Raw genomic sequence first — 12,161 nt, forward strand, 5'->3', positions numbered from 1 at the left:
CGGCCTGCCGGAAATCACTCTTCTTGCGGAGACATCCATGTCCGTTACGACCTCTTTCGAGGGCGAGCGCGCGCCTGCGCATTCCTCGTCCATCAATCTTTACCGCGCCGTGTGGCGCTGGCATTTCTATGCCGGTCTCTTCGTCCTGCCCTTCATGATATCCCTCGCCGTCACCGGCGCCCTTTATCTTTTCCGGGACGAATTCGATAACCTCATCCATTCGGATCTGAAGCGGATAGAGGTGGTGCAAAACGCACCGAAAGCGCTGCCTTCCGAAATTGTTGCCGCTGCACTTGCTGCGGTTCCAGGCACTGCCGTCAAATATACGACCCCGGCCGATCCCGGCGCGTCGACGGAAATCACCGTCAATACGGCGGATGGCAAGCGCGCCGTCTACGTCAATCCCCATACGGCTGAGGTTGCCGGCTCCCTGCCGGATCGCGGCACCGTCATGTGGACGATCCGCTACCTCCACAGCCTAAAATATTTCGGTGCCTATGCCCGCTACCTGATCGAGATCGCCGCCGGCTGGTCCATCCTGCTCGTCGCCACCGGTATCTATCTCTGGTGGCCGCGAAAACAGACGGGCGGTGTCGTAACGGTGCGCGGTACGCCGAAAAAGCGGGTCTTCTGGCGTGATACCCATGCCGTCACCGGCATCTTCGTCGGCTTTTTCATCGTCTTCCTCGCCGTCACCGGCATGCCCTGGTCGGGCGTCTGGGGCGCGAAGGTCAATGAATGGGCGAATGGCAGCAATTTCGGATATCCGGCGGGCGTCCGCACCGATGTTCCGATGTCCGGTGACCATCTCGATCATATGGCCAAAACAAGCTGGTCGCTGGAACAGGCAAAAGTTCCCGAATCTAGTACGTCCTCTGCCGGCCAGCCGATTGGAATAGACGAGGCGATCGCGCGCTTTGACGCGCTCGGCTTTGCAGCCGGTTACGCTGTCGCCCTGCCGGGAAAACCGGCCGGTGTTTATAGCGGCTCCGTCTATCCCGATGATCTGGCGAAACAACGCGTCGTCCACCTCGATCAATATAGCGGCGAGCCGCTGATCGATATGAGTTACGCCGATTACGGCCCGCTCGGCAAGGCGCTCGAATGGGGCATTAACGTGCATCTGGGCCAGCAATTTGGCCTCGCCAACCAGATCGTGCTTTTGGCGGCCTGTATCGGCATCGTGCTGCTTGCCGTCTCCGCCGGTATCATGTGGTGGAAACGCCGCCCGCAAGGCTCGCTCGGCGTTCCGCCCCTGCCGCAGCAAAAACGCGTGCTGCGCGGGCTCCTCGCTGTACTCGCCATCGGCGGCATCCTTTTCCCGCTGGTGGGCGCCAGCCTGCTGGTGATGCTGGTGCTGGACCTGATCGTGCAGTCTCGCCAGAAGCGGCGGGCCGGTTAAAAAGACGTCCTCTAAAATGAAAACAGCCGGGCGAAAATCCCGGCTGTTTCCCTCAATATTGACGAAAGCTCGACTTAGAACATCGTATTGTTGTTCGCCGCCGTCTCCGGCACCGGCTGGATCACATCCCAATGCTCGGTGATCTTGCCATCCATGACGCGGAAGATGTCGACGATGGCCCTGCCCCGATCACCGTCGCTCTTCGTCGAATGAATATGCAGATAGACGAGATCGCCATCCGTGGCGCTGCGGACAATCCGTGCTTTCGACTGCGGGTTTTCCTTAAAGAGCCCCGTAAAATAATCAACGAACGGCTTCTTGCCGTCAGGCACATTGGGGTTGTGCTGCTTGTAGCTGTCGACGACAACGGCAGCGCCCTTCTCCACCTCGTGCTTGTTGAAGACGGTGTCGTAAAATTCGATCACCAGCTTGCGGTTGGCTTCTTCCTGAGCCAGATCGCGATTTGCGGTTTGCGCCAGAACCGGCGCGGCCACCAAAGCGGGCACGAGGGCGAAAGCGGCGATGGCAAGACGACGTGTTACAAAATTCATGGGTAATACCTCTCAATAACCGACGGTGAAACGCTGGCGGGAATGCTGCGGCTTCTCGATTTCATCGACAAGCGCGATGGCATAATCTTCGAAGGAAATACTGCTGCCTTCGTCATTGCTGAGCAGGCTGTCCTTGCCGATGCGGAATTTGCCGGTTCTTTCCCCCGGCACAAATTCGGCTGAGGGTGACAGGAAGGTCCAGTCGAGCTGCTTTTCCTGTTTCAGCAGGTCTAGAAACTCCGCACCCTTCGTCGCCTCGGCCTTGTAGGCGGCGGGGAAATCCGGAAGATCGACCACACGCTGGCCGGGCGCGATTTCAAGGCTGCCGGCACCGCCGACCACAAGATAACGCTGAACACCGGAAGCACGCACGGCCTCGATGAGCTTCAGGGGATCGCTGGCAGTGAAGTGCACCGAGCTTATCACAGCATCGTGACCCCTAAGCAGCTCAGAAAGCCCCGTCTGATCGAAGACATCGCCCTTTTTGGCCACCACATTCGGCAGGCTGGCGATCTTCTCAGGAGCGCGGGCAATCGCCGTTACCTGATGCCCCCGATCGGAAAGTTCCTTCAAAATACGGGAGCCGGCATTGCCGGAAGCGCCGACGAGCGCGATTTTAGCCATGGCTTCTGTCCTTTCGTCACAATCGTTATCGGTCCAGATAATAGACCGCGAAAGAGAGCTATGATATCGCAACCATAGCCGCAAGAAGTCAGCGGCGGCTGATCTGGTCACATGGCGATGACCTTGAAGGGTGAAAAAGGGCAAGGGGTAAGAAACAGTGTCGGACACGCAAACAAAGGAAGTCTTCACCTTCGAGCAGCCCTGCCCGATCCGTGACGTACTGGACCGCATCGGCGATCAGTGGAGCCTGTTGGTTCTGGGAGAACTGCAGGGCGGCGTGCTACGCTTCAATGAACTGAACCGCAGGATCGACGATATTTCCAAGCAGATGCTGTCGCGCACGCTGAAACGGCTGGAAGAAGACGGCTTCATCCGCCGCACGCTTTATGCCGAAGTGCCGCCGCGGGTGGAATATGAACTCACCAATCTCGGCCGCTCATTTCTGGTGCCGATGCAATTGCTGGTGCAATGGGCCGACGAGAACCACGTTCGTATCTGCAAGGCGCGCCTGCAATATTCCGAAAACGACAATCGCGGCTGATCGCACTGCCGGCACGGGCAGAATCGCAAATCATACCTAGGCCAGACGATAGACCTTGCACACCAGCCCCTCCGGCTGACGATAGGTCGTGAAGCCTATTGCCTCGTAATAATTCTGCCCGAGTCTGTTATCCGCGCCGATGCTGGCATCGATATTTTTCAGGCCGCGAGCCTCCGCCGCCTTTCGGGTAGCCGTAAAGAGCGCGGACCCCACGCCCCTTCGCGCCGCATGCGGGCTGACATGGGTGCCGATGATACCCCAGCCTTCCGCCACGCCGTAGGGATTGTCCGCCCGCGCGTAACGCAGCGACTGGAAGCCCAGAATACGCCCGTCCTCGTCCTCGGCGACCGAACACTCGATACGGTCGGCATGCCGGATGTAATTTTCCAGCACCGCACCGATATCAGTCGGTGCCTGTCGGAGCCCTGCCGAGAATATCTCGTTCTGGACCGCCGCCATGCCAGCCGCATCATCGTCTCTCGCAGGCCGTATCTTCATCAATGTATCGACCTCATAGGTTGCGACTGCTGGCATATGGTCCCGGACCGGAGCCTCACCATGCGGATCAGGACCGGAAAATGAAGGATGCCCCAAAAGCGATCAGGGCAAAACCGATCACATGATTGATGGTGATGCTCTCCTTCAGCCAGAAGATCGAGAACAGCGCGAAGACCGCAAGCGTGATGACTTCCTGGATGGTCTTGAGCTGCGCCGTGGAATAGACCCCCGAGCCGATACGGTTCGCCGGCACGGCGAGCATATATTCGAAGAACGCGATGCCCCAGCTGGCGATGATCGCCAGGAAGAGCGCGCTGCCCTTGTGCTTGAGGTGGCCATACCAGGCGAAAGTCATGAAAACATTTGAGGCGACGAGCATCAGGACAGGCCAGATGTGGGCGGGACTGATCGAGAACGGCATGATGGTTCCTGAAAATAGGGAGGGATGTCATAAAAGGCAGTTTGAAAACGCAACCATCATTCTGCCGGTAGAGATTTGCTCTAGCGCATCGCAGCGAAAACCGGAATCGATTTTCGACAGGTTTCGATAAAGCTGCATTCAGCCGCTATGCAACGCATCCGCCTGAATTTTGTTCCGGACGCTTCGTTTCCTTTTTGTACTCATTTTTTCACGGCCTCCCCTTCCCTTTGCGCGTGACTCCCTCCATATTTCGCGCATGGCCAGATCACCGAAAAATCCCCCGTCCTCGCCCTCCGGCTTTGAGGAAGCCCCGCAATCGTCGTTCGAAGGCGCGCCGCTCAGCGGCAGCGTCGCCGACTGGGTGAAGCAGCTGGAGGCGGAAGCCGAGGCGGGCTCGGTGGAAACCCAGCGCGAAATTGCCTCGAAAGCGGGCAAGCACCGCAAGAAGATCGAGATAGAGGCCCGCAAGGAAGCGGAAAAGGCAGCCGCCAAGACGGCCAAGAACACCACCGCGTCGAAAACCGCGCGTGGCGTATCCATCGGTGCGTCGAGCGATCCGAAAACCCGTGCCGCCGCCGGTCTTAATCCGGTGGCCGGCATGGACGTCTCGCTGGAGGAAGCCGCCAATCTCGCGCCAGGCGCCGTCACCGCCACGGTGGACGCATTGTCCAAACTGATCGAGAGCGGCAATCCACTGTTCAAGGACGGCAAGCTCTGGACGCCGCACCGGCCGGCCCGGCCGCCGAAATCGGAAGGCGGCGTCGCCATCCGCATGGCCTCGGACTACCAGCCCGCCGGCGACCAGCCGACCGCCATCGCCGATCTCGTTGAAGGCATCGATTCCGGTGAGCGCAGCCAGGTGTTGCTCGGCGTCACCGGCTCCGGCAAGACCTTCACCATGGCCAAAGTCATCGAGGCGACGCAGCGCCCCGCCGTCATTCTCGCACCCAACAAGACGCTGGCGGCACAGCTCTATTCCGAGTTCAAGAACTTCTTCCCCGATAATGCGGTGGAATATTTCGTCTCCTACTACGATTATTACCAGCCGGAAGCCTATGTGCCGCGCTCCGACACCTTCATCGAGAAGGAATCCTCGATCAACGAACAGATCGACCGGATGCGCCACTCCGCCACCCGCTCACTGCTGGAGCGTGACGACTGCATCATCGTCGCTTCGGTCTCCTGCATCTACGGTATCGGTTCGGTGGAAACCTATACCGCCATGACCTTTCAGATGCAGGTGGGCGACCGGCTGGACCAGCGCCAGCTTCTGGCCGACCTGGTGGCCCAGCAATACAAGCGCCGCGACATGGATTTCCAGCGCGGTTCGTTCCGTGTACGCGGCGATACCATCGAAATCTTCCCGGCCCACCTTGAGGATGCCGCCTGGCGTATCTCGATGTTCGGCGACGAGATCGATTCCATCACCGAATTCGACCCGCTGACCGGCCAGAAGACCGGTGACCTGCAATCGGTCAAGATTTACGCCAATTCGCACTATGTCACCCCGCGCCCGACGCTGAATGGCGCGATCAAGTCGATCAAGGAAGAGCTGAAGGGCCGCCTCGCCGAGCTGGAAAAGGCCGGACGCCTGCTGGAAGCCCAGCGGCTGGAGCAGCGCACCCGCTACGACATCGAGATGCTGGAAGCGACCGGTTCCTGCGCCGGCATCGAAAACTATTCGCGATACCTCACCGGCCGCAACCCCGGCGAGCCGCCGCCGACTTTGTTCGAATATATCCCTGATAACGCGCTGCTGTTCATCGACGAAAGCCACGTCTCCATCAGCCAGATCGGCGGCATGTATCGCGGCGACTTCAGGCGCAAGGCGACGCTGGCCGAATATGGCTTCCGCCTGCCCTCCTGCATGGACAACCGGCCGCTGCGCTTCGAGGAATGGGACGCGATGCGCCCGCTCACCGTGGCGGTTTCGGCCACCCCCGGCTCATGGGAAATGGAGCAGTCCGGCGGCGTCTTCGCCGAACAGGTCATCCGCCCGACCGGCCTCATCGATCCACCGGTGGAAGTGCGCTCCGCCCGCAGCCAGGTCGACGACGTTCTCGGCGAAATCCGCGAAACCGCCGCCAAGGGTTATCGCACGCTCTGCACCGTGCTGACCAAACGCATGGCCGAGGACCTGACCGAATATCTGCATGAACAGGGCGTCCGCGTCCGTTACATGCACTCTGACATCGACACGCTGGAGCGTATCGAGATCATCCGCGACCTGCGCCTCGGTGCCTTCGACGTCCTTGTCGGCATCAACCTGCTGCGCGAAGGCCTCGACATTCCCGAATGCGGTTTCGTCGCCATCCTCGATGCCGACAAGGAAGGCTTCCTGCGTTCGGAAACCTCGCTGATCCAGACCATCGGCCGCGCCGCCCGCAACGTCGACGGCAAGGTCATCCTTTATGCCGACAACATCACCGGCTCGATGAAACGGGCGATGGAGGAAACCTCCCGCCGCCGCGAAAAACAGATGGCCTACAACGCCGAACACGGCATCACGCCGGAATCGGTCAAGGCGAAAATCTCCGATATTCTTGATTCAGTTTATGAACGCGATCACGTAAGGGCTGATATTTCAGGCGTTTCCGGCAAGGGCTTCGCCGATGGCGGCCACCTCGTCGGCAACAATCTGCAGGCCCACCTCAACGCGCTGGAAAAATCCATGCGCGATGCCGCAGCCGACCTCGACTTCGAAAAGGCCGCTCGCCTGCGCGACGAAATCAAACGCCTCAAGGCCGCCGAACTCGCCACCATGGATGACCCCATGGCCAAGGAAGAAGCCCGCGCTGTCGAAGGCGGCGGAAAAAACAACAGACGCAGCCGCTTGCCGATCTCCCCCCTTGAGGGGGAAATGTCCGGCAGGACAGACTGGGATGAGCCACCCGCCGCAACCTCCCTCTTCGCCAAACCCTCTCTGGACGAGATGGGCCCCGGCTCGGACGCTGGAAAGCCGCTGTTCCGCAGAAACTCGCTGGACGAAATGACAGTGGGCAGAACCGAAAAACCCGTTCGCGGCACCGTACCCGACAAACCGGAAACCGAGCCCGGCAAACGGTTCTCACCGCTGCTGGAAGGCCAGCCGGAGCGTGCGACCGACGATCCAAGACCGCTGGTGCGTGGAAAGATCGGCGCGGGCTCCTATGAGGATGCCGGCGAACAGAAGCGCAAAAGCCGAACCAAGGGCAAGACCGGCCGGCCGGGGCGTTGACGCGGACGCCGTCCCTGGCGATCTCATTTAAATGCCGAAGGAGAACAGGTATGCATAGAGAACGCCTGACAGCCTTCTGCCTTTTGCTTTCCTGCGGACCAGCCTTCTCCGGACAGATCGAAGACGCCACCTTCCAGAGCGCCGCCCTCAACGCGCCGCTTCCCGTCAATATCTACCGCCCGGACGGCACGCCGCCCGAAAACGGCTGGCCGGTGCTTTATCTCCTGCATGGCCATGATGGCGACCAGAATAGCTGGCGCGATCTCGGCAACATCGAAAAGACCCTCGATACGCTCATTGAAGCAGGCACCATCCGTCCGCTGGTGGTCGTCATGCCCGGCGTCAAGAACAGCTGGTACGTCGATTCCGCCGCCGTCGGCGGCCCCGGCGACTATGAAACGGCACTGACCGGCGATCTGCGCCACCAGATCGAAAAAACCCTGCCGGTTCGCAAGGATCGTGAAGGCCGCGCCATTGCCGGCCTTTCCATGGGCGGTTTCGGCGCCCTGCATCTCGCCTATGGCCACGAGGACCTCTATGGCGCCGTCGCCAGCCTGTCCGGCGCGATCTGGCAGAACGTGCCCGCCTCCGATCTCGACAAGACACCCGCCGAATTGAAGCTCATTCAGGACAGCGCCTTTTTCCATCAGGTCGACCGCACCACCATCACCAGCGGCATCGTGCTGCCTTCCACCGGTGACCATTTCTCCGGCGCCTTCGGCACGCCCTTCGATGCAAGGCTCTTTAACGAGAAAAACGTCTTCACCCTGGTCGCCCAGCACGTCGCCGAAAGCGAGGATCTTCCCGCCACCTATCTGACCGTCGGGGATGATGACGGCTTCTTCCTCTGGCGCGGCGCCATCGCCCTGCATGAGACGCTACAGGCTGACAAGCGCAAATCCGAACTGCGGGTGACCGATGGCGATCACGTCTGGTCTGTGTGGAAAGTTTCGATCATCGACGCGCTGAAGTTTATCGATGGGGAGCAAAATATTAGGCAACAGCAACATTCAGAATAGCGCTAGTCGCGCCACCACCTACTAACTAGTTGCATTTTCTATTTTCAAACCACAAAATAGAAAATCAATGTATAGGAGTTAGGTATGGATTCGGTAAAAAGCTTCGAAGATATAAAAAAAATCATAACCCGCCGTAGTATTCCTGCAAACCTCTTATTGGGCAACGGGTTCAGCATTGGGGCCTTCCCTGAAAAATTCTCGTATCAGAACATATTCCGAAACGCCGATTTTTCGGGCCACGAACTAATCAGGAAAGTCTTCGAGCGCCTAGATACTCATGATTTTGAAAAGGTTATTTCATATCTATCAGACATGCAAAAGACCCAAGATATATTTGGTAATAGTTCAACTGACTTTGGAAAAGAAATCGAATTTTTAAAAGAAATACTAATTAAGACTATTTCCGCCAGCCATCCGGATAGACCAGATGCAATCGATATTGATAAGTACAAAAAAGCTGGCGAGTTTCTGCAATTTTTTCGGAAAACAAAGAAAGAATGGACTGGTGGGAAGATATTTACATTAAACTATGATCTATTGCTATATTGGATAATCAACAAAGTCGGCATAACTAAGGAATGCAACGATGGCTTCACATCGTCTCCAGATACAGATGAGTATTTGATATGGAGTGGCGAATACAGTGCTCACTTTGCCGATATATGGTTTCTACACGGCGCACTTCATATCTTTGATGCGGATACGTCAATTAAAAAAAATGCGTGGAACAGAACCGACGTAGGGCTGATCGATCAAACGAGAACCGCACTCGACAACGATTATTTTCCCATTTTTGTAACAGAGGGGACAAGCGCCGAAAAAAAGGAGAAAATATTACACAATCCCTACCTTTATACAGGATTTAGGCAATTTAGCACCGAGATGAGTCAATCTTCAGATAAAAACAACAAAGAGAAGGCTTGCCTAGTAATATACGGACACTCCCTTGACGATTCAGACAACCATATACTGGAGGCAATCCACAAAGGCAAAGTTAAGTCTGTTTACGTATCGATATACGGCGAAGAAAAATCAACTAAAAATCAAGATATATTTGATAAATGTAAATACATCAGATCAAAATCGAAAAATGACATCGATTTTACTTTCTTTCAAGCCGAAACGGCGAGTCTATGGGACTAACCTGCGCCTCATAAAATCGAGACGGGCGGGGAACCAAATCCGCCCTCCCCCGTTTCTTCCCCGAACGCAACGTTCAGCATACAAAGGGAAGAAACATCATGAAAATCAAGGTCATCGCGCTCGCTGCCGCGGCAGCGCTCTCCTCTTCCATGGCTTTTGCCCAGACGGCCACCACGGCCCCTGCCGCCGGCGCGGATGCCGCTTTGTCCGGCCCCGGCATCACCATGGGCACCAAGGCCAACGGCCCGCTGAAGTTCGTGAATGTCCAGAAGACCGATCTCACCGCCTCCCAGCTCGACGGTCTCGACATCTACAATGCCCAGAACGAAAACATCGGCGAAATCGAAGATGTCGTCATTGGCGACGGCAAGTCGGTGATCGGCCTTGTGGCCAGCGTCGGCGGTTTCCTCGGCATCGACAAGAGCTACGTGGTGCTCGACCCGGCCTCGGTCGCGGTCAACAACGACAACGGCACCTGGAAGGCCTATGTCGACACCACCAAGGAAGCGCTGCAAAATGCGCCGAAGCTCGACTACGACAAGCTGGACGACTGATTACCCCTGCAGTCGCAAGCTTGCCCCCGCGATCCGTCATCGCGGGGGTTTTTCCTGCGTTATATTCCGGCGGGGCATCTGGTAATCCCATCGCACAGACCCTTGCCTGACAGCCCGCCTCTCGCCTATCTTCGGCTCGCAAATCACCAAGGATCCATGCGTGCCCGCCAAGACCGTCTCCGCCCTCGCCACCAGCACCGTCATGATGTTGCTAAGCGCCGTTCCGCTGTCCGCGCAATCCACCGGCTGGAAACCCGCAGAGCAGATAAAAAACTATGCCATCAGCGGCAATACCGGCGGTGCTTTGTACCAGTCGATCGGCGAACGCGGCCCGACCGCCGGCGTACAGGCAATCGCCCACACGACCTTCAAGCTGACCTGGCGGCGGGATTATCGTCCGCAGCCAGACGGCGCCTGTGTGCTGGCCACCGCAAGGCCCAATCTCACCATCATCTACACCTGGCCGAAAGCACCGGCGCAATTGCCACCCGCCGTTGCCGCCAGCTGGAAAACCTTCATTTCCGGCGTCGAGACCCATGAGCGTGTCCATGGCGAACATATTCTCGACATGGTGCAGAAGATCGAAGCCTTCAGCACGGGTCTGAGGGCGGAAAACGATCCGAAATGCCAGAAGGTGCGCGTTGTCCTGCAGCAACGGCTGGGCGAGCTTTCCAACGAGCAGCGCCAGCGCGGCCGTGATTTCGACCGCGACGAGCTTTCCCCCGGCGGGCGGGTGCACAAGCTCATTCTCGCGCTGGTCAACGGGCCCTGAAGAGCGATTATTCCGCCGCCTCGCCCTTCAGCAGCGGCTCGGACAGCACCATGGTCTCCAGCTCATAGGAATAGCCCTCGAGCATCGTATAGGCCTGCTCGATCGCTTCGATCTGGGCCTCCGCATTGCGGATGGCTTCGGCGATCGACTGGCTGCGGGCGCGCAGCATGGAACTCAGCACATCGGTCTCCGGCTTGCGGCCGAGACGATCCATGTGTTTGCGAACCCGGGTGCGGTGCCGCTCAAGTTCCAGAATGTGGAAGCGGCTTTTGAGAATATCGTCGGTCAGCTTGCGACGCATGGCCGCCACGGGATCAAAACTTCCGGGTTCGCGCTCATCCAGAATGAACTCGTTGACCAGCGTTTCCAGCATCAGCAGGCCTTTCAGGTCCTTGGCGTCGGCAAGCTGTGGATCGTAACCTGTGTCATCGAACACCTTGCGGCGCACCGGATCCTTCAAAAGCTCGTAGGCCGTTTGCAGGCGGGCGAATTGATCGGCGTCGCCACCGCTGTCGGGATGGGCCGCCTTGGCAACCTTGCGATAGGCCGACTTGACCGCCGCCTCGTCGGCATCACGCTCCACGCCAAGCAAAACATAGGGATCGATCACAAAAACACCTTCAAACGCAAACTGTTACCCGCATGCCCGATACCACCGTTACAAGACCTGCGGGCGGATCATAGGCCAAATCCGCCCCGCACGGCACCCCGCACCGGCGGTTAAACCGGCAAAGCCCACATAAAAGCCTCATGCCACGCCGCAGGACGACCGGCGAAAAAGCCCTTGATGCCGAAATTTGTCGGACCCAAGGCGACTATAATGACAGGCGGGACAAAATTGTGGAAAGCGGCAGCAAAACATGCCGCCCCTCCACCCGCCGCCTTCCCGGCAGGCCACCGTAAAACACTTTTGCGAAGGCGTAAGGAGCGCGTTTTCAGGAGGTTATGGTGGAAACTCCCCAACGGGTGTAAGCTCGGCTTTTGGATCTGAAGGGAGGGATGATCCGATGCCGCAAACCATTACCCAGACCGTCACGGACTATGTGCACGCCATGGCCTATGCCGATGAGGGCCTGATGCGTGACGTTTTCGATCCGCGCGCCAGCATTGTCGGCACCTTCGAAGGGGAGACCGAATGGCTGTCCCTGGAGGACTTCGTGGACCAGATGCGAAAAAACGAACGCGGCCTGCCGGATCACGACCCCACATTCGAAATCATGGGCATCGACAAGGAGGGCGACAGCGCCTCGGTGAAGCTGACGACAAGTTTCGATGGCATGGATTTTTACGAATACCTGTCCCTGCTGGAACACGACGGCAACTGGTCGATCGTGCACAAGCTTTACCACATCAAGCGGTAGGTGCGGTCCGGAAGAGCAACGGAAGTGCGGATGGGAGCAGGTTCAAGCTATTGAAAAT

Annotated in this window: 13 protein-coding genes; 8 read left to right on the forward strand and 5 right to left on the reverse strand. The window is 58.0% G+C overall.

Annotated features, from left to right (window positions below; all coding sequences use genetic code 11):
• Nucleotides 1–37: 37 nt before the first annotated feature.
• On the forward strand, nt 38–1,402 hold the full coding sequence (locus QSV77_RS08180; RefSeq protein ID WP_302733090.1) for a PepSY domain-containing protein: 1,365 nt from the start codon (nt 38–40) through the stop codon (nt 1,400–1,402).
• A gap of 74 nt (nt 1,403–1,476) precedes the next feature.
• Here the strand turns inward: QSV77_RS08180 and QSV77_RS08185 are convergent, their stop codons facing one another.
• Entirely contained in the window at nt 1,477–1,953 is a 477-nt protein-coding gene (locus QSV77_RS08185; RefSeq protein ID WP_302733091.1) for a nuclear transport factor 2 family protein, read from the reverse strand.
• Nucleotides 1,954–1,965: 12 nt separating this feature from the next.
• Nucleotides 1,966–2,577 (reverse strand): NAD(P)-dependent oxidoreductase, encoded by a 612-nt coding sequence (locus tag QSV77_RS08190; RefSeq protein WP_302733092.1) that lies wholly within the window; start codon nt 2,575–2,577, stop codon nt 1,966–1,968.
• A gap of 157 nt (nt 2,578–2,734) precedes the next feature.
• Here QSV77_RS08190 and QSV77_RS08195 point away from each other — a divergent pair, with 157 nt between their 5' ends.
• A complete protein-coding gene (locus tag QSV77_RS08195; RefSeq protein ID WP_302733093.1) occupies nt 2,735–3,118 on the forward strand; it encodes a helix-turn-helix domain-containing protein in 384 nt (127 codons plus the stop codon).
• 36 nt (nt 3,119–3,154) lie between these two features.
• Here the strand turns inward: QSV77_RS08195 and QSV77_RS08200 are convergent, their stop codons facing one another.
• Nucleotides 3,155–3,577: a GNAT family N-acetyltransferase gene (locus QSV77_RS08200; RefSeq protein WP_302733904.1), complete on the reverse strand. Its 423-nt coding sequence runs from the start codon at nt 3,575–3,577 to the stop codon at nt 3,155–3,157.
• A gap of 106 nt (nt 3,578–3,683) precedes the next feature.
• Nucleotides 3,684–4,037, reverse strand: coding sequence for a DMT family protein (locus QSV77_RS08205; protein ID WP_302733094.1), 354 nt, complete (start codon nt 4,035–4,037; stop codon nt 3,684–3,686).
• Between the two features lie 256 nt (nt 4,038–4,293).
• On the opposite strand from QSV77_RS08205, the gene uvrB reads away from it, so the two are divergent.
• From uvrB to QSV77_RS08230, 5 genes are all read left to right on the forward strand, one after another.
• Nucleotides 4,294–7,254, forward strand: coding sequence for an excinuclease ABC subunit UvrB (uvrB, locus tag QSV77_RS08210; RefSeq protein WP_302733095.1), 2,961 nt, complete (start codon nt 4,294–4,296; stop codon nt 7,252–7,254).
• A 50-nt stretch (nt 7,255–7,304) separates the two neighbouring features.
• The gene (locus tag QSV77_RS08215) at nt 7,305–8,273 is read left to right on the forward strand and encodes an alpha/beta hydrolase family protein (RefSeq protein WP_302733096.1); all 969 of its coding nucleotides are present in this window, start codon (nt 7,305–7,307) and stop codon (nt 8,271–8,273) included.
• An 84-nt stretch (nt 8,274–8,357) separates the two neighbouring features.
• The gene (locus QSV77_RS08220; protein ID WP_302733097.1) at nt 8,358–9,416 is read left to right on the forward strand and encodes a DUF4917 family protein; all 1,059 of its coding nucleotides are present in this window, start codon (nt 8,358–8,360) and stop codon (nt 9,414–9,416) included.
• Nucleotides 9,417–9,514: 98 nt separating this feature from the next.
• A complete protein-coding gene (locus QSV77_RS08225; protein WP_302733098.1) occupies nt 9,515–9,970 on the forward strand; it encodes a PRC-barrel domain-containing protein in 456 nt (151 codons plus the stop codon).
• 160 nt (nt 9,971–10,130) lie between these two features.
• Nucleotides 10,131–10,742: a DUF922 domain-containing Zn-dependent protease gene (locus QSV77_RS08230; RefSeq protein ID WP_302733099.1), complete on the forward strand. Its 612-nt coding sequence runs from the start codon at nt 10,131–10,133 to the stop codon at nt 10,740–10,742.
• Between the two features lie 7 nt (nt 10,743–10,749).
• Here the strand turns inward: QSV77_RS08230 and QSV77_RS08235 are convergent, their stop codons facing one another.
• Nucleotides 10,750–11,352, reverse strand: a complete 603-nt coding sequence (locus QSV77_RS08235) for a J domain-containing protein (protein WP_046798137.1) — start codon at nt 11,350–11,352, stop codon at nt 10,750–10,752.
• Nucleotides 11,353–11,749: 397 nt separating this feature from the next.
• On the opposite strand from QSV77_RS08235, the gene QSV77_RS08240 reads away from it, so the two are divergent.
• Entirely contained in the window at nt 11,750–12,103 is a 354-nt protein-coding gene (locus tag QSV77_RS08240) for a nuclear transport factor 2 family protein (RefSeq protein ID WP_271362118.1), read from the forward strand.
• Nucleotides 12,104–12,161 lie beyond the last annotated feature (58 nt).

Source organism: Agrobacterium sp. V1, from assembly GCF_030518355.1.
GTDB classification, from domain to species: Bacteria; Pseudomonadota; Alphaproteobacteria; order Rhizobiales; family Rhizobiaceae; genus Agrobacterium; species Agrobacterium cucumeris.

Excerpts from the sequence above, each read along its gene's own strand:
- QSV77_RS08180 (WP_302733090.1), top strand. The coding sequence starts at position 38 with ATGTCCGTTACGACCTCTTTCGAGGGCGAGCGCGCGCCTGCGCATTCC.
- QSV77_RS08185 (WP_302733091.1), bottom strand. The coding sequence starts at position 1,953 with ATGAATTTTGTAACACGTCGTCTTGCCATCGCCGCTTTCGCCCTCGTG.
- QSV77_RS08190 (WP_302733092.1), bottom strand. The coding sequence starts at position 2,577 with ATGGCTAAAATCGCGCTCGTCGGCGCTTCCGGCAATGCCGGCTCCCGT.
- QSV77_RS08200 (WP_302733904.1), bottom strand. The coding sequence starts at position 3,577 with ATGGCGGCGGTCCAGAACGAGATATTCTCGGCAGGGCTCCGACAGGCA.
- QSV77_RS08205 (WP_302733094.1), bottom strand. The coding sequence starts at position 4,037 with ATGCCGTTCTCGATCAGTCCCGCCCACATCTGGCCTGTCCTGATGCTC.
- uvrB (WP_302733095.1), top strand. The coding sequence starts at position 4,294 with ATGGCCAGATCACCGAAAAATCCCCCGTCCTCGCCCTCCGGCTTTGAG.
- QSV77_RS08215 (WP_302733096.1), top strand. The coding sequence starts at position 7,305 with ATGCATAGAGAACGCCTGACAGCCTTCTGCCTTTTGCTTTCCTGCGGA.
- QSV77_RS08220 (WP_302733097.1), top strand. The coding sequence starts at position 8,358 with ATGGATTCGGTAAAAAGCTTCGAAGATATAAAAAAAATCATAACCCGC.
- QSV77_RS08225 (WP_302733098.1), top strand. The coding sequence starts at position 9,515 with ATGAAAATCAAGGTCATCGCGCTCGCTGCCGCGGCAGCGCTCTCCTCT.
- QSV77_RS08240 (WP_271362118.1), top strand. The coding sequence starts at position 11,750 with ATGCCGCAAACCATTACCCAGACCGTCACGGACTATGTGCACGCCATG.